At 26.0% G+C, this 19153-nt stretch carries 22 protein-coding genes; 13 read left to right on the top strand and 9 right to left on the bottom strand.

The features are described 5' to 3' along the window. Positions 1–246 precede the first annotated feature (246 nt). Positions 247–378, top strand: coding sequence for a hypothetical protein (locus ABCP60_RS04325; protein ID WP_271892928.1), 132 nt, complete (start codon positions 247–249; stop codon positions 376–378). Positions 379–476: 98 nt separating this feature from the next. Continuing rightward, positions 477–1115, top strand: coding sequence for a tRNA (guanosine(46)-N7)-methyltransferase TrmB (gene trmB, locus ABCP60_RS04320; protein WP_343101325.1), 639 nt, complete (start codon positions 477–479; stop codon positions 1113–1115). 23 nt (positions 1116–1138) lie between these two features. Here trmB and ABCP60_RS04315 read toward each other — a convergent pair whose 3' ends face one another. After that, complete coding sequence (locus ABCP60_RS04315; RefSeq protein ID WP_092925853.1) at positions 1139–1399, bottom strand: hypothetical protein; 261 nt, start codon at positions 1397–1399, stop codon at positions 1139–1141. A gap of 195 nt (positions 1400–1594) precedes the next feature. Between ABCP60_RS04315 and ABCP60_RS04310 the strand changes: the two genes are divergently transcribed. The 8 genes from ABCP60_RS04310 (at position 1595) to lexA (ending at position 8914) form a co-directional block, all read left to right on the top strand. After that, positions 1595–1798 (top strand): hypothetical protein, encoded by a 204-nt coding sequence (locus ABCP60_RS04310; RefSeq protein ID WP_092925855.1) that lies wholly within the window; start codon positions 1595–1597, stop codon positions 1796–1798. A gap of 71 nt (positions 1799–1869) precedes the next feature. After that, on the top strand, positions 1870–2448 hold the full coding sequence (locus ABCP60_RS04305; protein WP_343101324.1) for a hypothetical protein: 579 nt from the start codon (positions 1870–1872) through the stop codon (positions 2446–2448). A gap of 160 nt (positions 2449–2608) precedes the next feature. After that, positions 2609–3079, top strand: a complete 471-nt coding sequence (gene accB / locus ABCP60_RS04300; RefSeq protein ID WP_343101323.1) for an acetyl-CoA carboxylase biotin carboxyl carrier protein — start codon at positions 2609–2611, stop codon at positions 3077–3079. An 11-nt stretch (positions 3080–3090) separates the two neighbouring features. Then, positions 3091–4458, top strand: coding sequence for an acetyl-CoA carboxylase biotin carboxylase subunit (accC, locus tag ABCP60_RS04295; protein WP_343101322.1), 1368 nt, complete (start codon positions 3091–3093; stop codon positions 4456–4458). 13 nt (positions 4459–4471) lie between these two features. Then, positions 4472–5320: an acetyl-CoA carboxylase, carboxyltransferase subunit beta gene (accD, locus tag ABCP60_RS04290; RefSeq protein WP_092925863.1), complete on the top strand. Its 849-nt coding sequence runs from the start codon at positions 4472–4474 to the stop codon at positions 5318–5320. A 139-nt stretch (positions 5321–5459) separates the two neighbouring features. Then, entirely contained in the window at positions 5460–6413 is a 954-nt protein-coding gene (locus tag ABCP60_RS04285) for an acetyl-CoA carboxylase carboxyltransferase subunit alpha (protein ID WP_343101321.1), read from the top strand. A 624-nt stretch (positions 6414–7037) separates the two neighbouring features. Next, positions 7038–8183, top strand: a complete 1146-nt coding sequence (locus ABCP60_RS04280) for a tyrosine-type recombinase/integrase (RefSeq protein WP_343101320.1) — start codon at positions 7038–7040, stop codon at positions 8181–8183. Positions 8184–8284: 101 nt separating this feature from the next. Then, on the top strand, positions 8285–8914 hold the full coding sequence (gene lexA, locus ABCP60_RS04275) for a transcriptional repressor LexA (RefSeq protein WP_092925871.1): 630 nt from the start codon (positions 8285–8287) through the stop codon (positions 8912–8914). Between the two features lie 78 nt (positions 8915–8992). On the opposite strand, the gene deoD is transcribed toward lexA, so the two are convergent. After that, the gene (gene deoD, locus ABCP60_RS04270) at positions 8993–9706 is read right to left on the bottom strand and encodes a purine-nucleoside phosphorylase (protein WP_195938853.1); all 714 of its coding nucleotides are present in this window, start codon (positions 9704–9706) and stop codon (positions 8993–8995) included. Positions 9707–9921: 215 nt separating this feature from the next. Here deoD and ABCP60_RS04265 point away from each other — a divergent pair, with 215 nt between their 5' ends. Further along, positions 9922–10326 carry a DUF4829 domain-containing protein gene (locus tag ABCP60_RS04265; RefSeq protein WP_195938851.1) on the top strand — a complete coding sequence of 135 codons (405 nt, stop codon included), beginning with the start codon at positions 9922–9924 and terminating at the stop codon, positions 10324–10326. A gap of 34 nt (positions 10327–10360) precedes the next feature. Here the strand turns inward: ABCP60_RS04265 and ABCP60_RS04260 are convergent, their stop codons facing one another. Continuing rightward, positions 10361–10984, bottom strand: coding sequence for an OmpA family protein (locus tag ABCP60_RS04260; protein WP_343101319.1), 624 nt, complete (start codon positions 10982–10984; stop codon positions 10361–10363). Beyond that, positions 10974–12374, bottom strand: a complete 1401-nt coding sequence (locus ABCP60_RS04255; protein ID WP_343101318.1) for a MotA/TolQ/ExbB proton channel family protein — start codon at positions 12372–12374, stop codon at positions 10974–10976. Before ABCP60_RS04255 ends, ABCP60_RS04260 begins: the two co-directional genes overlap by 11 nt. Before the next feature lie 539 nt (positions 12375–12913). Here ABCP60_RS04255 and rluF point away from each other — a divergent pair. Together rluF and fabG are read left to right on the top strand one after the other, a co-directional pair. Then, a complete protein-coding gene (gene rluF / locus ABCP60_RS04250) occupies positions 12914–13618 on the top strand; it encodes a 23S rRNA pseudouridine(2604) synthase RluF (protein ID WP_092925881.1) in 705 nt (234 codons plus the stop codon). Between the two features lie 77 nt (positions 13619–13695). Continuing rightward, on the top strand, positions 13696–14436 hold the full coding sequence (fabG, locus tag ABCP60_RS04245) for a 3-oxoacyl-ACP reductase FabG (RefSeq protein ID WP_092925883.1): 741 nt from the start codon (positions 13696–13698) through the stop codon (positions 14434–14436). A 79-nt stretch (positions 14437–14515) separates the two neighbouring features. Here fabG and ABCP60_RS04240 read toward each other — a convergent pair whose 3' ends face one another. The 5 genes from ABCP60_RS04240 to ABCP60_RS04220 all read right to left on the bottom strand — a co-directional run bounded on the left by ABCP60_RS04240 (position 14516) and on the right by ABCP60_RS04220 (position 19118). Further along, entirely contained in the window at positions 14516–14875 is a 360-nt protein-coding gene (locus ABCP60_RS04240; RefSeq protein WP_092925885.1) for a hypothetical protein, read from the bottom strand. 81 nt (positions 14876–14956) lie between these two features. Next, the gene (locus tag ABCP60_RS04235; RefSeq protein WP_176698680.1) at positions 14957–15622 is read right to left on the bottom strand and encodes a glucosaminidase domain-containing protein; all 666 of its coding nucleotides are present in this window, start codon (positions 15620–15622) and stop codon (positions 14957–14959) included. A 193-nt stretch (positions 15623–15815) separates the two neighbouring features. Beyond that, a complete protein-coding gene (locus tag ABCP60_RS04230) occupies positions 15816–17060 on the bottom strand; it encodes a U32 family peptidase (RefSeq protein WP_092925889.1) in 1245 nt (414 codons plus the stop codon). 184 nt (positions 17061–17244) lie between these two features. Next, positions 17245–18066, bottom strand: a complete 822-nt coding sequence (gene proC, locus ABCP60_RS04225) for a pyrroline-5-carboxylate reductase (RefSeq protein WP_092925891.1) — start codon at positions 18064–18066, stop codon at positions 17245–17247. Positions 18067–18224: 158 nt separating this feature from the next. Next, a complete protein-coding gene (locus ABCP60_RS04220; protein WP_092925893.1) occupies positions 18225–19118 on the bottom strand; it encodes an HD domain-containing protein in 894 nt (297 codons plus the stop codon). Between the last annotated feature and the right edge of the window lie 35 nt (positions 19119–19153).

Genomic DNA, 19153 nt, shown 5'->3' with positions numbered 1-19153 from the left:
ATACACAATAAAAGTATATAATATATATAAATTTAATAATTGAAAGGAAATGATTATATGAAGGTTACTTTACCACAAACAGCGGTAGATACGCTAAAAGACATATTAAAAGATAATCAAGACAGACCTCATAATATAAGAGTATACTTTGCAGGTATAGGCTGAGGTGGTCCATCATTTGGAATTGCTCTGGATGAGCAAAAGGCTGACGATTTACAATACGATGTAGATGGATTACATTTTATAATGAGTAAAGATGACTATACTAAGTATGGAGATATAGTTATAGAAGATACAGGATACGGTTTCAAAGTTATACCTGAAAATATGAAAGATGATAATGGATGCGGTGGAGGATGCTCTGGTTGCGGACATTAATATCTAAAAAGAGTATTAGCAAATGCTAATACTCTTTATTTTTTACTAAAATTAATGTATTATTAATAAATAATAAAGTATAAAGCAAGGAGCAACTTATGAGAAGAAGAAAAGTAAAGGGTGCAGATATAAAATTATTAAGCCATGAAAATTATGTACTAAAAGATAACATAGAACAATTTAAAGGAAAATGGAATAAAAGATTCGAAAATAATAATCCTATACATGTAGAATTTGGTACAGGTAGAGGAAAATTCTTAACCACTTTAGCTAAAGAAAACCCTAATATAAACTACATAGCTTTTGAAATAAAAGAAGAAGTTCTATTAAAGGCTGTGGAAAAGGCTATAGAAAATAACTTAGATAATATTTTGTTTGCATGGGCAAATGTAGCTAATATATTAGATTATTTTGAAAAAGAAGAACTATCTAGAATTTATATAAATTTCTGTGACCCTTGGCCAAAGAAAAGATGGGCAAAAAGAAGACTAACACATAAAAACTTTTTAAATATGTATAATGAAATTTTAAATGCTGATGGTGAGATACATTTTAAAACTGATAATGAAAATTTATTTGAATTTAGTTTAAATGAAATCACTGATAACAACTGGAAATTAAAAAATATATCTCTAGACTTAGCAAATAGTGAATTTGAAAATGTAACAACAGAATATGAAGATAAATTTATGTCTTATGGAATGAAAATATTTAGATGTGAAGCTAAAAAAAAATAAGAGGTGATATCACCTCTTATTTTTTAAAATATTCCGTTTTTTCTTCTCATAGTATATAATCCCAAACATACAACTAACAAATATAGTATATATAAGATAATTCTTGTTGACTGTAACTCAGTATTTGAATGATGAGGTAGCACTGAAAGTATTGCAGATATTCCTATAAGTAGTGGATTTATAACGATTTGCTTATCGCTTCTTAAAACCATGATTTTTCCAATCCAAACAATAGATAAAATTAAAAATAAAATCTTTAATATAAATTCTATAGTGTCTAACATATTCAAAACTCCCCTTAACTCAGTGGATTTATTTTATAGTATTTCCATATAAAGTATATTTAGTCATTAGCTTATGATATTAATGGTTATGTACTAATTTTTAATATACATAAATTTAATTATAATACTATTTGGTATAAAAATAAACATATTAAATAATAATTAATATAACTAAATTAATTAAAGGAGTTTAAAATGTGTATATATAATCATAATCTTAATAATAATAACGAAAATATATTAAAGGAAAATGAACTTATTATACTAAAAAAAATATACAAATGTATAGATATAGGAGATATTAATGAAGCTAAAAAACTAACTAATGATTTAATACAACTTCAAGATAATCTATATAATATAAAAATATTAACTACAGCTTATAATTTAATTAAGTAATTTATATAATATAGAGATATTCAAATAATAAATAGCATATTTATTATATATAGATATCTGGGGGGGATATTATGAATTTACGATTTATAAATTGGTATACTCAAGCCCTTGGAGCCATATTTGGAATAATGGCATGTGTATATGCATATTTAAAAGGATTTATATGTACATATAGTAATATTTCTGTGTTTTTTGATACTATGAATTTCTTTGAAATAGTATCTAGTTATCTCTTATTACCTTTATGCATAACGACTTTTATATTATCTATAATAAAGGCATATGGCACTAACAAAGAACATTTAAATAATAATTTAGATAAATTAAATCTGATCTTTATTTCATTAAATGTCATTATAGGTTTTATTGGAGCTAGGATATATTTTTTAATCCCTGCTTTGTTTATATTATTTAATGTTTTTATGGAGAATGTATTTAAAGAATATAAGGAGATTGATAGTGATGATGAGTGTACTATAAATAATTGTCTGTTAAGCAGTAATGACATGGATTTAATTTTAATGAATACAAAAAAGGAGATAGCATTAGAACTTTTACTGAAAAATGCTGATATAGAGTTTATTGTTGATATTACAGGTTTATCTAAAGAAGAAATAATAGATATCGGTGAAAACTTAAATAAACAATAAAAGATACTAATTTATTAAATTAGTATCTTTTATTGTTTATTTAAAATGATATAGATTCATAATTTAGTGCAAAAACTTAAATGAGATTAAATCTGTTTACAAAGTTATTTTTTATGATATAATATTAGTACCTGGTAATAATATAAGGGGGTAAAAATACATGGAAATAAATGGAATAAAAGAACTTTTAAAGGCTATAGATAATACAAGTTTAGAATATGTAAAATTAGAAAACTCTGAACTAAAACTAGAAGTATCAAAAAAAAATAGTTCTTTAAAAAATAATATTAAAAATAAAAAAGACACTTTAAAAAATAGCGAAGAAATAGAATTAGAAAGTATAAATCACGAAAATATTAGCGAATATGAAAACTCTCAAAATAAAGATAATTTATATATAGTAAAAGCTCCTTTAGTGGGAACATTTTATCCATCGCCAAGTCCTAATGAAAAAAGTTTTGTAAATATTGGCGATATAGTTAAAGAAGGAGATAAGCTATGTATATTAGAAGCAATGAAGCTTATGAATGAAATAAATAGTGAAATAGAAGGTGAAATAGTAGAAATATTGGTTGAAAGTGAAGAATTAGTAGAGTACAATCAACCTTTATTTAAAATTAGGCCATTATAAGGAGGTATATTATGATTAAAAAGATATTAGTTGCTAATAGAGGAGATATAGCTGTTAGAATAATTAGAACTTGCAAAGAACTAAACATAAAAACAGTTGCAATATACTCTAAAGCAGATAGTGAGTGTTTACATAGATATCTGGCTGATGAATCCATATGTATTGGACCTAATAATATCTCAAAAAGTTATAATAATATAGACAATATAATATATTTAGCTCTTAAACTTGAATGTGATGCTATACATCCTGGATTTGGATTCTTATCAGAAAATCATGAATTTGCTAGAAAATGTGAAGAAAATAATATTATTTTTATCGGACCAAGTAAAAAACAAATGGTTTTAATGAGTGATAAATCTAGAGCTCGTGAAACTGTTATTAGTTTAGGTATAAAGGTAGTTCCTGGTTCTGATGGAGTACTAAAAAACAAAGAAGAAGCTTTTGAAGTAGCAAATAAAATTGGTTATCCAGTAATTATAAAAGCTTCTAATGGTGGCGGTGGGAAAGGCATGAGAATAGTCTATACGCAAGACGAACTGTTTTCAAATTTTGATATAGCTAGTTCTGAATCTTTAGCGTCATTCGGAAGTAGTGATTTATATATGGAAAAATTCATAGAAAATCCTAGACACATTGAAGTTCAAGTATTTGGAGATAGATTTTCAAATGCGATACATTTAGGTGGAAGAGATTGCTCTATGCAAAGAAAAAATCAAAAAGTACTAGAAGAATCACTTTCTAACTACTTAAGTGAAGAAGAGAAGAATAATTTATATAAGAGTGCTGTTAATATCGTAAAAGGAACTAATTATATAGGTGCAGGAACAATAGAATTTATAGTAGATAAACACAAAAACTTTTATTTCATAGAAATGAACACAAGAATACAAGTAGAGCATCCTGTTACGGAAATGATTACAGGAATTGATCTTATAAAACTTCAGATATTAATTGCAGATAATAAGCCTATACCTTTTAATCAAGAAGAGATAGTATTTAAAGGACATGCTATTGAATGTAGAATAAATGCTGAAATACCAGAAGAAGAATTTAAACCATGTCCTGGTGAAATAACATCACTAAATATACCTGGCGGATTTGGAACAAGGTTTGATACCTTTGTTTACTGTGGATATACTATACCTCCTCTTTATGATTCTATGATAGGTAAGCTTATTTGTTGGTCAGAGAGTAGAGAAGAGTGTATAAAAAAAATAAATAGAGCGCTAGACGAAATAATTATAGAAGGTGTGAGAACTAATATAGATTTTCAAAAATCGCTTATAAATAGTGAAGCTTTCTTAGAAGATAGGCATTATACTAAATTTATCGAAGATGAATTTCTGGGAAATAAACAGATAGCAACAACTATATAAGGGAGAAATCATTATGATTAAAAAATTTTTACCATCTAAAGAAACTAAATATATCACAGTTTCTCTAGATAATAAATTTAAAAAGAATAGTGTAGATGATAAATTTTGGATATATTGTGAAGGTTGTAATGATCATGTTTTTAAAAAAGATATAGAGGATAATTTAAATATATGTCCAAAATGTGAAACACATTATAGTATTAAAGCTAGAGATAGAATAAGTTTAATTTCTGATAATGGTACTTTTAAAGAGTTTATGTTTAAAATTGACATTCAGGATCCATTAGAATTTCCGAATTATTTAAATAAACTTAATAATTACAAGGAAAAAACTAAAGAAGATGAAGCTGTTATTTGTGGCACTTGTAGTGTAAATGGAATAAAAATAGTTTTATGTGTAATGAATCCAGATTTCATGATGGGAAGTATGGGCAGTATTGTTGGTGATAAGATAACATATTCTATAGAATATGCAGCTAGTAATGATCTTCATATAATTATTTGTACGGCCTCAGGAGGGGCTAGAATGCAAGAAGGAATGGTATCATTAATGCAAATGGCTAAAACTTCTCAGGCCATTTCTAAGCTCGAGGAAAAAGGATTATTATATATAAGTTTATTAACACACCCTACAACTGGCGGTGTTAGTGCTAGTTTTGCTATGCTTGGAGACATAATTTTATCTGAACCAAATACATTAATTGGCTTTGCAGGTAAGAGGGTTATAGAACAAACTATAAATCAAAGGCTTCCTAATAATTTCCAAACTTCTGAATTTTTACTAGAGCATGGATTTATAGATAAGATAGTTAATAGAAAATATTTAAAAGATACATTATATACTATACTTTCACTACATTAAATAAATAGATATAAATTAGCGAATAAATACAAAAAATTTATTCGTTAATTTTTTAGAAATAAATATTAAATAAATGAATATTTACATTTAAGTTGAATATATAAAAATTTAATTTAAGATATTTCTATGGAGGAATAGAATGGATATAAATACTATTGAGATAAATAAAAAAATACAGAAATTAAAGGCAGATATAAATAATTTAACTGAAATATCCAAATCTAATCAAATAGATTTAAGTAATCAAATAAGAAAATTGGAAGAAAAACTAAGTAAATTAAAAGATGAAGCTAATGTTAATTTATCACCTTATGAAAAAGTTTGTTTAAGTAGAGATATAAAAAGACCTACAACAAAAGATTACGTTGATAGAATTTTCTCTAATTTTATAGAACTTCATGGAGATAGGCTGTTTAAAGATGATTCATCTATAATCGGAGGAATAGGCAATATAAATAATTTTAAGGTTACCATTATAGGTCATCAAAAAGGAAATGATGTTCATGAAAATATTAAAAGAAACTTTGGGATGCCTCATCCAGAAGGATATAGAAAAGCCCTTAGGCTTATGAAACAAGCTGAAAAATTTAAAAGACCTATAATTACATTTATAGATACACCGGGGGCATTTTGTGGTATAGAAGCTGAAGAACGTGGTCAAAGTGAAGCTATTGCAAAAAACTTACTTGAAATGAGTAAACTTAAAGTACCTATCATATCCTTTATAATCGGGGAAGGGGGAAGTGGAGGAGCACTCGGAATTGGTATTGGAAATGATGTATGTATGTTGGAACACTCAGTTTACTCGGTAATTTCTCCTGAAGGACTGTCGAGCATATTATTTAAAGATTCCTCTAAAGCTAAAGAAGCTAGTGAAGTAATGAAACTTACTAGTAAAGACTTATATGCGCTTGGTATAATTGATAAAGTTATAAAAGAGCCATTAAACGGTGCTCAAGAAGATGTGGATTTAGTAGCTAACAAAATAAAAGAATTTATATTAGATAGACTTGATTACTATGAAAAACTTACTGAAGCTGAAATAGTTTCTAAAAGATATGATAAATATAGAAAAATCGGAAAATGCTTGTAGATTTAAAAAAATATACCTATATGATAAATTTAATTATATAGGTATATTTTATTTTGTATTATAAAAAAATACACTAATATAAATTCATTTAACAAATTTATCTATTATGCATGCAGATTTATTAAATTAATATTAATAATAAAAATTAAAATAAATTTAATATTGATAATTGGAAGTAGTGGTATATTTATAAATCTTTAAGATTTAACTAGTCTTTAAATGTATATTTAGGGAATAGTTATTATAATTAATAATATTATGCATATAAATTTATTAAATTTAGCAATTTGTACCTATGCTTATATAGATTTAATTAATTTATATTTATTTGCTAATACTCTTTTTTTGTTTCTATATATTTTGTTTATAAATAGTTTTTCATATTGCATTTTATAGTTATCTTTCTTAAAGATATATTTATACATTAATATTAAAGATTTTTCATCTAATATATAAGTATATTTAATATACTTTATTTTAAGCTTCAAATGCTTATACTTAATCTCTTTACAATGTAATTTGTAAGTAATACTTAAATTTTAGGAATAGTTGAAATACGAAAAACCTAGTGTTATTATATTTTATAGTTATAATAACTTTTCATTTTATAGTTGGAGGTAAATTTTGAAAGATACAAAAATATTAAAAATACATAATAAATCAGATAAACCAGATAACATCGTCATACGTGATAACAATCTTATAGAAGAATGTATAATAATAGAAAAATCATTGCCTAATTTTATGAAAGATTACTTTGTTTATTTAAAAGGATCTGTATCTGTCTCTACTAGACATGCATATTTAAAAGATATAAAATTTTTCTGCAATTACTTAGTTGAATCTCAAGAACTAACAATAGCTAAAGAAATATGTGATATTACCTTAGAAGAATTTAATTTAATAAAAGCAAGAGATGTAAACTTATTTTTAGGTGATTATTGTACTAGATACTATAAACATACATCCCAAGATACAACTTTAATTTATGAAAATAATAATAGAGCCCTTGCTAGAAAAAAATCATCTCTCTCTACTCTATTTAAGTTTATGTTTAGAAATGAACAATTAGACAGCAACATAACTGATGGCTTTAATCCAATTAAACTTCCTAAGCCTCAACCAGATGCTATAAAAAGACTCGACATAGATGAAGTCGCTAAAATGCTTGATTCTGTTGAAAGTGGTTATGGATTAACTGATAAAGAAAAAGTTTATTGGAGGAAAACTAAGCTTCGTGATAAGGCTATTTTAGCTTTATTTGTTACTTATGGACTTAGATTAAATGAGCTCAGAGAGCTAAATATTTCTTCTTTTAACTTTTCTAGGGGTGAATTTAAAATATATAGAAAAAGAGGTAAAGAAGTCTTGATGCCAATTAACCATACTTGTGAAGTCGTTGTTAAGGATTATATTTATAATGAGAGGACAAAAAGTGAATTATTGGCTGAAGAACACAAAGATGCTTTATTTTTATCTTTACAAAATAAAAGAATTACACCAAAAGCTATCAGACAACTTGTTAAAAAATATACGTCTATTTCTATGGAAACATCTAGAGATAGTGGTTATAGCCCTCATAAACTTCGTGCTACTGCCGCTACTTCTCTAATCCAAAATGGTTTTTCTATATATGATGTGCAAAATTTATTGGATCATGACAATGTTACTACTACTCAACTTTATGCTGCACATAAAAAACATGTTAAAAGAGATATCGTAAATAATTTCGAATGGATAGATGATGAAAAAGAAGCTTCTTTAGATTAAATAGTAAATACCTTTTATTTTGGAACGAATGTTTGAGAAAAGGGAAACATTGTGCTACAATATAAGTATAATGCAATATTTGATTAGGAAGGAGAGATTTTATGTATATAGATTTGAGTAGTAAGCAAATATTAATATTAGAATTTATAAAAGATCAGATAGCCTCAAAGGGATATCCACCATCAGTTAGGGAAACATGTGATGCTGTAGGGTTAAAATCAACTTCTACTGTACATGCACATTTAAATAAGCTTGAGAAATTAGGGTATATAAGAAGAGATGCTACTAAACCAAGAGCTATAGAAGTTTTAGATAAAGCTGGATTCGAATCAGATTTTCCTACTCCAGAAATGTTAAATCTTCCTTTGGTTGGACAAATTACAGCAGGACTACCAATACTTGCAAAACAAAATATAGAAGAGTACATAACATTACCAGCTAACTTAGTTAAAGGTAGCAATAACTTTGTTTTAAAAGTTAAAGGTGATAGTATGGTTAATGCAGGTATTTTAAATGGAGATTATGTTATTGTGGATAGAAAAAATACTGCTGTTGACTCTGAGATAGTAGTAGCTCTTATTCATAATGAGTATGCTACAGTAAAGACATTTGAAAAAGATGGAGATGTTATTAGACTAATACCTCAAAATGATTTTATGGAACCAATAGTTCTAACATCTAGAGATGTACAGGTTATAGGAATTGTTACAGGTGTATTTAGAGTATTATAATAAATTTAAGTGTTTTTAAATAAATAAAAGATATGGTACTACAGCCATATCTTTTATTTATGATTGAAAATTTAATATTTAAGCTAATTCTAACGCAATTTCCATCATCTTCGTAAATGCTACTTGTCTATCATGAGATGAACACTCTTCTCCAGTAAAAGGACAATCTGATATTGTAAGTATAGTAAGTGCATTAACTCCTGCTCTAGCAGCATTCATATAAAGACCCGCTGCTTCCATTTCTACACATAGCACACCCATCTTCTTCCATTTTTCTAAATTACTTAGTCCTGTATCAGAATAAAATACATCGCTTGAAAGTATATTTCCAACAGTTACTGTAGTCCCCTTATCATTAGCTATATTTACTGCTTTTTGTAGTAATTTATAACTTGCTATTGGAGCATATGAACCTGGTAAATTATATTGTGATGCAAAATTTGAATCAGTACAAGCGCCCATTCCTATTACAATATCATGTAAATTTAATTTTTCATTTATTGCTCCTGCTGAGCCAATTCTTATAAGATTTTTAACTCCATAAAAATGTATTAATTCATAAGAGTAAATTCCTATTGATGGTATGCCCATACCACTTCCCTGTACAGATATTCTTCTGCCTTTATAATATCCTGTATATCCAAACATACCTCTAACAGTATTATATTCAATTACATCTTCTAAAAAATTTTCTGCTATAAATTTAGCTCTTAGTGGATCTCCAGGAAGTAATATAGTCTCTGCTATATCTCCTAGCTTTGCATTATTATGTGCTGTTGGTGTGTTATTCATATTTTAGCCTCCTTAAAATATCAAGTATTAATAAATTTTAACTTATAATTTATTTTTAGCTTATATGATAGTATACTATAATTAGATATACCTTTTCCAGGAATAAATAACTAAATTTAAGCATTTATTTAATTAGAATTGTTAATTTAGGAGGTGATTTCATAAAAAATAAAACTAAGAGTAACCAAACATTAGCATTATTACTTTTAATACCTATGCTTATATTTTCTTTTTTAGCAACGATAAAGTCCGAAGGTATAGAAAAAAATGATACTTCTAGAGAAGTTGTAAATGAATATTTTGACTCAATTAATAAAAAAGACATATCTAAAATAAATCAAATCATTACAGATCAAGATGAAATTAATTTTTTAAGTTCTAAATTAAATTATATAGATAAAATCACATTAAAATCACTAGAACGAGAAACAAACAATAGTTTACTAAAATCATACACAAAATATAGCAAAAAAAGCATCGACAATATTAGAATCTATAAAGTTAAGTACAAAATTGATTATACTACTCCTAAAAATATAAATAATACATATGAGTCTTGGATATACCTTTGCCGAGATAATCATAGTTCTAAATGGTTAATAGATATCTTTGATATGTAAAATTATAAAAAGGTGGTTTATATCCACCTTTTTGTTAATCAACATCAATCTCATACATTAACTCTACTCTTCTTGATGCATCTTTATTTATAGTACCATCGGTATTTTTTATAAGCTCAGCCTCAGATCTACCTATAGCTTCGATATCCTTTAATACCTTATCTTTATATTTATAATCTCCAATTTCCTCACCTACTATAAATGTAGCTACACTATAAGCCCTTTTTTGAGATAGGTCTAGATTATACAAATAACTCCCCACATCATCTGTATGACCTTTTATTACTATTTTTGATATATTACCATCGTAATCACTATAAAGAGCTTCTACGTACCTTGGAATAAATATTTTAAGCATCTCTTTAGCTTCTTGCTTTAACTCATAACTATCTATATCAAACATAGTACTTTCACCAAAAGTTACTAATCCGTTATTTTCATCAACTGATACATCTAATCCTTGATTTATTAATGTATTTTTAACTGAATCATTTATATTTTTTGCTAAATCTTTTTCAACTGAACCTGTTATAGATTCACTACTAAAAAGTATGAGCATTATAACCATCAATACGGTTGCTATCATATCTGTAAAAGTTGGCCAAAAGCTACTCTTTTCAAATTCTTTATTAATAGTTCTTCTATACTTATTTATCATCTTTACCATCTCCAATTAATTTATTTAAAGATGATTTACTTAATTTATTTCTTTTTTTTGAATCTATAGATATGAACTTATTTTGTCTTTTCTTTCTTGATACATCTGAAGTTCTTAATAACTCATTAGATTTACTATAATTAGAATCACTTTCTTCTATATCATAAATTTCTTCTTGATTTTCAGGCTTATATCTATCTTCTTTCATATAATCCATAGCTACAGCTTCTTTATAAATTTCTATGTAATCAAATATCATATTCAATTTTTCATCTATATCTTGACTTGAAATTGCTATTACAGATGCTAAATGTTTTATTGTTTGATCTAGGTTTATTTGCTCTTTGTTTATGTTACCTTGCATATTAGATATATTTTTTTCATAGTCTACAAGCTTAACTAATAAATCTTGAGCAGTTCTTTCATATAAAGCAAAGTTAGCAGATAAGCTTCTTAAAAATTCTCTCATTTTATATTGATTTTCAACAGACTCATTTATGTTTTTAGAAGTAAGCTTTATATCTAATAATATTTCTTTATTTATATCCTCTTGAACATCATATTTATCAAATAATTTATTAAATCTTACATTCAATATATTAAATTGTTTATCTAATTTTCTAATATCTTGATCAAATACTTTTATAGAGTCTGAAGATCCTAGAAGTAAGTTCTCTAACGTCTTTATACTGTTTATAAATTCTTTATTAAATCTATTTAAATCTTTTGATATATCATCAAACTTCTCTATAGATTCTATTGATTTACTAATTTGCTTTATAGTATCTTTTACCTCTTCTATTTTATTATCTAAGTCTTTAGATTTATTATGAGTTACATCAGAAGTTAGTAAATTTTCGCATTTTAGCATAAACATAGTTAATATTTGTTCACAATCATTACGAGAAAGTATAGTATTTAATACAATAGAGCTAACTATTCCGCAAATACTAGTTATAAACGCAGTTTGCATCGAACTTATAGTCTGAGGAAGTGAATTTATTATATCGCTAGTATTTATACTTAAAAGCATTAACGAAAGTCCAACAAATGTTCCTAATACACCAAGCAATATACAGTTAGATGATGAGCTCTTTATCGATTTAATATTATCAAGTACATATCTTTTTTTAAATGTTAAATTGGAACAAACTTCCTCAATAAATGTAGTTATATTAACTTGAGCATGACTATTTTCTAGTAAGTATAAATCATATTTCTCTTTTATAGATTTATATTTCATACTTCTTTGGTTATGCTCATTTAAACTTATATAATCACTATTTATATAATTATATAAAGCTTTATTTAAGATTACATTTATAATGCTATAAATAAGTATTACTAAAACAAAGAAAACTGTTAATATATTTATAAATAAACTATTCAAAACTTCTCTCCTCCCTTAATATTTATATAATTATATATATGTACTAGCCCAAAATAAAATTCAAAAAAATAAAGTGACTTAAACCTAAGTCACTTTATTAACTATCATAACTAGCCTACATTAAGTTAAATTATTGGTTTTATCTTTGAAAAAGCTATATAACTCTTGTCTTAAGATTATTGTAGGGAGTTTTTAATAGTGTTACTAAATACTATGAAAAATTTCTGTAATTTGTTACTATAAAAAATAAATTCAAATCGAAATATATAAATATATATAATTCGTATGTTTACGTATGTTTATAAGAAAGTTAAAAATATAAACTCGAGTTTTTTTGCCATTTATACATATATTATTATTTAAATATTGTTATATAATTCGTTTTTAAGAATCCCCCTATATTTTAAAAATGTATTATATAAAGACTATCATTATATTAATTAAACATATTTAAGTCATCATTTGTACCTTGATTAACATATTCAACTGTAATATACTTTAAAAGTATTATTTAAGATGAAGAAACAAAGGAGAACGATATGAGGCTAAACAATTACATTAGCTCTACTGGAATGTGTTCTAGGAGAGAAGCTGATAAATTAATACAACAAGGAAAAGTTTCTATAAATGGAAAAATAGCCAAAATAGGTCAGCCTGTTGAGGTTAATGATATTGTAAAAGTTAATGGAAAAAGAATTACTCCTAAAAAGAATAATGTATATATAGCATTAAATAAACCTGTTGGTATAACATGTACAACAGAACGTCATGTTAAAGGTAATATAATTGATTATATAAACTACCCAGAAAGAATATTTCCTATTGGAAGACTTGATAAACCATCAGAGGGATTAATACTTTTAACAAATGATGGATCTATCGTAAATAAAATATTAAGGTCTGAAAATAATCATGAAAAAGAATATGTTGTTACAGTTGATAAGAATATAAATCAAAAATTTATAGAAAAAATGAGTTCTGGCGTTAAAATATTTAATCCTGTTAATAATAAATGGGTTATAACTAAAAAATGCCATGTTAGTAAAATAAATGATCGTACATTTAAAATTATATTATCTCAAGGATTAAACAGACAAATACGTAGAATGTGTGAAGTGTTTGGGTATAATGTTGTAAAATTAAAAAGAGTGAGAATAATGGATTTAACCCTAAAGGGAATACCCACTGGAAAATGGAGAAAACTAACAAGTAAAGAAATGGATAATATATTACAAAAATTATAAAGTGTAGGTTTATATAGATTTTACAATCATATAAATTTTTTCTTTTAAAATAGACTTAAGAAAGGTTAAAACTAAATATGAATAAAAAAACAGTTTTAATAACAGGTGCCTCTAGGGGTATTGGTCGTGAAATGGCAAAAGTATTTGCTAAAAATGAATATAATGTTTTAATAAATTATAATAAATCAGAAAAAGAAGCCAATGAACTTTACGATGAACTAATCTCAAAAGGATATTCAGTAGTTTTATATAAGGCAGATATATCAAATCCTTTAGAAGCAGATGCAATGGTTAAGTTTTGTATCGGTACTTTTGAAAGAATTGATGTACTTATAAATAATGCTGGAATAACTGATTATAAGATGTTTACAGATACAACTAATGAAGATTGGAATAATATAATAAATACAAATTTAAATAGTGTTTTTTACACTACTAAATCTGCAGTAAAATATATGTTATATGAACATAGTGGTAAAATAATAAATATATCTTCTATCTGGGGAATGGTTGGAGCATCATATGAGGTAGCATATTCTACATCGAAAGCTGCACTAATAGGTATGACAAAAGCTTTAGCAAAAGAATTAGGACCTTCTAATATTCAAGTTAATGCTATAGCACCTGGAGTTATACAAACAGATATGTTAAATGGTATACATGAAGATGTTATTGAGGATTTAAAAAATGAAACTCCATTGTTAAGATTAGGCACTCCGCTGGATATAGCTAATTTAGCTTTATTTTTAGCTAGTGAAAAATCAAATTTTATAACAGGCCAAGTTATAAGTTCTAATGGTGGATTTGTAATAAATTAGATAGATTCTATGTAAAATACTTATTTATGATTATAATTAATCTAAAGTATTTTACATAGATTTTACACTTTAAATTAATTTATTTTAGAAAACCAGCATCTTGATTTGTCATAACCTCTTTCGAAAAGCATAATGGACATGTTATTTCTTCATTTGTATAATCTATAGTATAAATACTTCCGCAAATAGCGCACCTAAATTTACAAATAGTATTTACTTTTTCCTTTGTCTCACATTGAGTTATTTTTATGGGAATATCTTCTATGATAGCTATTGTTACTTTTTTTCTAATATCTAATATTAGTTGTGAAATTTCATTTAAAGATAAATTAAATTGCTTAGAACATTTTTTTAAATCAAATTGTTCTAGATTTATAAACTTTAATATATCTAATTCTCTAGATGTTATCTCTATATACTCAGCCTTTTCATGTTGCATAAATTATCCTCCTATCTATAAATATATATAATATCTTATGATTAATATATATTCTTATAAGCTAATACATTAGATATATTTTTATTCATTTGCGTAAAGTTTTTTATATACATCTAAGAATCCAGAAGCTAATTTATCTACCTTTACTTCCCACTCCTTATTTTTTCCTTCATCAGGACAATAATGTATCTGTACATCATCTACAGATACCCCTTCATAATAAATAGCTCCTTTTGTAAGGTAGTTTTTAGCAAGGTGCTTAGCGGTATATAAGACTGATTCATATTGAGTAGAAAATAATTTTCCCTTCGATTCATCTGTATAGACTTCAAATCCAGTTAAATTATTATCTTCAACAGCTCTTCTTGATGTAGCAAATCCACTTTCAAGAGCTACTATAGCTGCCATTGTAAATGCATTTACACCATAAAGTTCCTCGGCATCGATAAATGCCTCTGAAAGATGAATCATAGTAGATGCACCTTTATAATTCTCAAATACATTCTCAAGTTCTTCTTTTTTTACTCCACTTTCAACAGTAATATCTTCTCTTTTATAGGTAATATTTGAGGCTCTATTTTTTTCTATGAGCCTTACATTTTCTTTATTTAAATTTTCTTTAGTACTAGATAGAACATAGCTTTTTATTTTAATATTTTCGTTCACTTTCTCATTTGATGAAGATATAAATATTATAAATGAAACTACAAGTATACATATTACAATAGATTCTTTAATAAATTTCATACTATTTTTCTCCTTATTGAACAATAAATATTGTTTTAATATATATTCAACTCTATAATTTGCATTCCCTTTATATAATTTAATACAAAATTTTGCTATATACTTCATCTTTAATCTTTAATATATATTTTTTTCAAATAAAATGTAAATAAAAAGTCCTAATAAATTAATACTAGGACTTTTTATTTACATTTTATTTAATTGTTCTTATATTTACAATTGGTTTTCTTAACATATAATCTTTATCTACTTTAACATCTAACTTCATTTTAACAATTTGTCTTGCATGTGGAGCAGATTCTATCTCTTCACCATCTTCATTGTACATTTCAAGAATTGTTGCATTAACTGTTTCTTTAAATGGACCTATAACTTCTATTTTATCTAACACATTCATTTTGTTTCTTTGCTCTACTATATAAAGGCCAGTTTCTTCTTCATAATCTCTAACTATTCCTATAAAATCATAATTTCTTATATATGAAGCCGAATCATAGTTGTGTGCTTTTTCGCTTGGTCTATCAATGAAAAATCCAGTACTATAATCTCTATGACTTCCTTTTTTAAGTTCTTCTAGCCACATAGGATTAAATTTCCAATCACTAGGGTTTTTGTAATACTCATCAAGTGCCATTCTGTATGCTCTAACAGTAGTAGCCACATAATACGCCGTTTTCATTCTACCTTCTATTTTTAAGCTTGTTATACCACTTTCAATTATTTGTGGTATGTATTCTATCATACATAAATCTTTTGAATTAAAGAAAAATGAAGAATCTATTTCATCTACAACTTTTTCATACTGACCAGGATTAACTTCATCAACTAAAGTATATTTCCATCTACAAGGTTGAGCGCAAGCACCTCTGTTTGCATCTCTTCCTGTTGTATAATTACTTATAACACATTTTCCTGAATATGACATACACATAGCTCCATGAACAAAAGCTTCTATATCCATATCTTCAGCAGCATTGTCTCTTATTTCTTTTATTTCCTTAAATGATAATTCTCTAGCCATAACTACTCTTTTAGCACCTTCTTTATACCAAAAGTTTGATGCTAATGAATTAGTTGTACTAGCTTGAGTACTAATGTGTATTTCCATGTTAGGTATTGTTTCTTTAACTATAGTAAATATACCAGGATCACTTACAATAACTGCATCTACATTTATTCTATCTAATTCTAATAAATATGCTTTTAGTTGGTCTAATTCTTCATTTCTTGGTATTATATTTACTGTAACGAAAACTCTCTTTCCTCTTTCATGTGCAAATTCTACACCTTCAGCCATTTGCTCTATAGTAAAGTTTTTAGCAGCCGATCTCATGCCAAATATTTCTCCACCAAGATAAACAGCATCTGCACCATAAGTAAAAGCTATTTTTAATCTTTCTAAGTCACCTGCTGGTGCTAGTAATTCCACTTTATTCATATATGTCTCCTTAATCTTTTATATCTTTATTTTAATTTAATTAAATTAATTTATATTTATTATAAAATAATTATAATGGGGATTTAAACTCTGTAGTTCTACTTTATTCTACATAATTTACCTAAATATAAATTTATAAAACTTATATTAATATTTTATACAACTATTCATTATACATTATAATTTATTTTTTAGAAAGGTCAGCATTACTCATTTTTTTTGACTTATCAATACAGTTATCTATTGCTTTTATTATAGATTTCCTAAAACCTTCTTCTTCTAAAGATTTTACAGCTTCTATAGTAGTTCCTCCTGGAGAGCACACCATATCTTTTAATTCACCTGGATGAATATTTGTTTCTAATACCATCTTAGCCGCTCCCATAACAGCCTGAGATGTAAATTTATAAGCCATATCCCTTGACATACCATGAGATACGCATGAGTCTGCCATAGCCTCTATAAACATAAATACATATGCAGGAGATGAACCACTCGCTCCTATAACAGCATGTATTAAGTTTTCATCTACTACTTCACTTTTTCCAAATGAATCAAAAATACTCTTTACATCTTTTAAATCTTGATCCGATATATTTTTATTTTTACAAAGTGCACTCATACCTTCGTTTACAAGCGCTGGAGTATTTGGCATAGTTCTTATTATTTTTTTATCATCGCCTATTATATTTTCTATAGAGTATATAGTTTTTCCAGCTGCAATAGTTACTATTATTTTATTATCTATTACGTCTTTAATATTATCAAGTATTATATCATATATATTAGGTTTTACAGCAATAACAATTATGTCTGACCTTAATACAACTTCTCTTGAATCTTTTGTTGTATTTATATTAAATTCATCTTTTGCATTATTTAAAGTATTTTCACTTAAAGCTGACGCATATATGTTTTCGGGTCTAATAAGCTTTGAATTTATAATTCCTTTAATCATAGCTTTAGCCATATTACCACAACCTATAAATCCTATTTTTTTATTCATATCATTCTCCTTATGTTTTTATTTATATATAAACAAGTATAACAAATCATTGATATTATTACATGCAGATTATATAAAAAATAAAGTCACAAGTTTTACTCGTGACTTTATTTTTAACAAAATTTCATATGGTTTTTAATTTTAGAATTATTTATGTTTTATAAATAAAGCTTTGTTTCTAGCCTTCTATCATACTCAGACCATTCATCATCGCTTGTATTATCTTTTATTTGAACTATCTTATTCATAGTAGCATCGACTGAATCTGCATAATTTATTATAAATGATTCTTCCATGTTAGCTGGCCTTGGAGAACCATATTCTATTTTACCATGATGTTGAGTTACACATCCTTTTATTCTTCTTATAAAGTCTTCACTAAATGTATAATCTATATTATTAAAAGCTCTATCTAACATTTGTACTCCAATTACTATATGTCCTTCTAATTCTCCTTGTAGAGTATACTTAAATGGACCATGGTATTCAAGTTCATATAATTTACCTATATCATGAAGCTTAGCACTTAATATTGCTATTTCTTTTCTTTTGCAAGAGTATCTTTCACATAACACTTTTGTCAAGTACATTACATTTAAAGTGTGTTCAGCAAGACCTCCTATATAATTATGATGCATGGATACTCCACCTATAGCTTCTTTAAATTTATTTAAAAATTCTTCATCTTTGAAAAAATAATCATTTAATAGTTTACCTTCTGTAGATATTATATATTTTTTTGATATTTCTTCTATTTCATTTAGTATATTTTCTATAGGCTCTTTAGTTGTTGGTAAATAATCCTTGAGGTCATAATCCTTAATTTCATCAAATTCTTCTATATCTAATATAGAATTCTTCTTACAATCTATAGATAAAACTTTACCTAATGGTACTCTGTAAGGAAGTTTAGCTTTAATATGACCACTTTTATCACTCATATTAAATACATATTTATTACCATCCCTATGAAGATATTTCATAACCATAAGAGAGGTTTTTATTTGTTCATTATTTTTAATATCTCTCAAAAAGATTTTTTTATTACCCATAAAATTCACTCTTTCTTTAAAGATCATTATTTAAG

Origin of the sequence: Romboutsia sp. MSSM.1001216sp_RTP31141st1_G3_RTP31141_220114, assembly GCF_039031195.1 — a bacterium.
Taxonomy (GTDB): Bacteria; Bacillota; Clostridia; order Peptostreptococcales; family Peptostreptococcaceae; genus Romboutsia_C; species Romboutsia_C hominis.
Note: the sequence above shows the minus strand (reverse complement) of the source record. Positions and strands in the feature narration are given on the sequence as shown.

Coding starts and splice junctions, on each gene's coding strand:
- ABCP60_RS04325 (WP_271892928.1), top strand. CDS start 247: ATGAGTAAAGATGACTATACTAAGTATGGAGATATAGTTATAGAAGAT.
- trmB (WP_343101325.1), top strand. CDS start 477: ATGAGAAGAAGAAAAGTAAAGGGTGCAGATATAAAATTATTAAGCCAT.
- ABCP60_RS04315 (WP_092925853.1), bottom strand. CDS start 1,399: ATGTTAGACACTATAGAATTTATATTAAAGATTTTATTTTTAATTTTA.
- ABCP60_RS04310 (WP_092925855.1), top strand. CDS start 1,595: ATGTGTATATATAATCATAATCTTAATAATAATAACGAAAATATATTA.
- ABCP60_RS04305 (WP_343101324.1), top strand. CDS start 1,870: ATGAATTTACGATTTATAAATTGGTATACTCAAGCCCTTGGAGCCATA.
- accB (WP_343101323.1), top strand. CDS start 2,609: ATGGAAATAAATGGAATAAAAGAACTTTTAAAGGCTATAGATAATACA.
- accC (WP_343101322.1), top strand. CDS start 3,091: ATGATTAAAAAGATATTAGTTGCTAATAGAGGAGATATAGCTGTTAGA.
- accD (WP_092925863.1), top strand. CDS start 4,472: ATGATTAAAAAATTTTTACCATCTAAAGAAACTAAATATATCACAGTT.
- ABCP60_RS04285 (WP_343101321.1), top strand. CDS start 5,460: ATGGATATAAATACTATTGAGATAAATAAAAAAATACAGAAATTAAAG.
- lexA (WP_092925871.1), top strand. CDS start 8,285: ATGTATATAGATTTGAGTAGTAAGCAAATATTAATATTAGAATTTATA.
- deoD (WP_195938853.1), bottom strand. CDS start 9,706: ATGAATAACACACCAACAGCACATAATAATGCAAAGCTAGGAGATATA.
- ABCP60_RS04265 (WP_195938851.1), top strand. CDS start 9,922: ATGCTTATATTTTCTTTTTTAGCAACGATAAAGTCCGAAGGTATAGAA.
- ABCP60_RS04260 (WP_343101319.1), bottom strand. CDS start 10,984: ATGATAAATAAGTATAGAAGAACTATTAATAAAGAATTTGAAAAGAGT.
- rluF (WP_092925881.1), top strand. CDS start 12,914: ATGAGGCTAAACAATTACATTAGCTCTACTGGAATGTGTTCTAGGAGA.
- fabG (WP_092925883.1), top strand. CDS start 13,696: ATGAATAAAAAAACAGTTTTAATAACAGGTGCCTCTAGGGGTATTGGT.
- ABCP60_RS04240 (WP_092925885.1), bottom strand. CDS start 14,875: ATGCAACATGAAAAGGCTGAGTATATAGAGATAACATCTAGAGAATTA.
- ABCP60_RS04235 (WP_176698680.1), bottom strand. CDS start 15,622: ATGAAATTTATTAAAGAATCTATTGTAATATGTATACTTGTAGTTTCA.
- ABCP60_RS04230 (WP_092925889.1), bottom strand. CDS start 17,060: ATGAATAAAGTGGAATTACTAGCACCAGCAGGTGACTTAGAAAGATTA.
- proC (WP_092925891.1), bottom strand. CDS start 18,066: ATGAATAAAAAAATAGGATTTATAGGTTGTGGTAATATGGCTAAAGCT.
- ABCP60_RS04220 (WP_092925893.1), bottom strand. CDS start 19,118: ATGGGTAATAAAAAAATCTTTTTGAGAGATATTAAAAATAATGAACAA.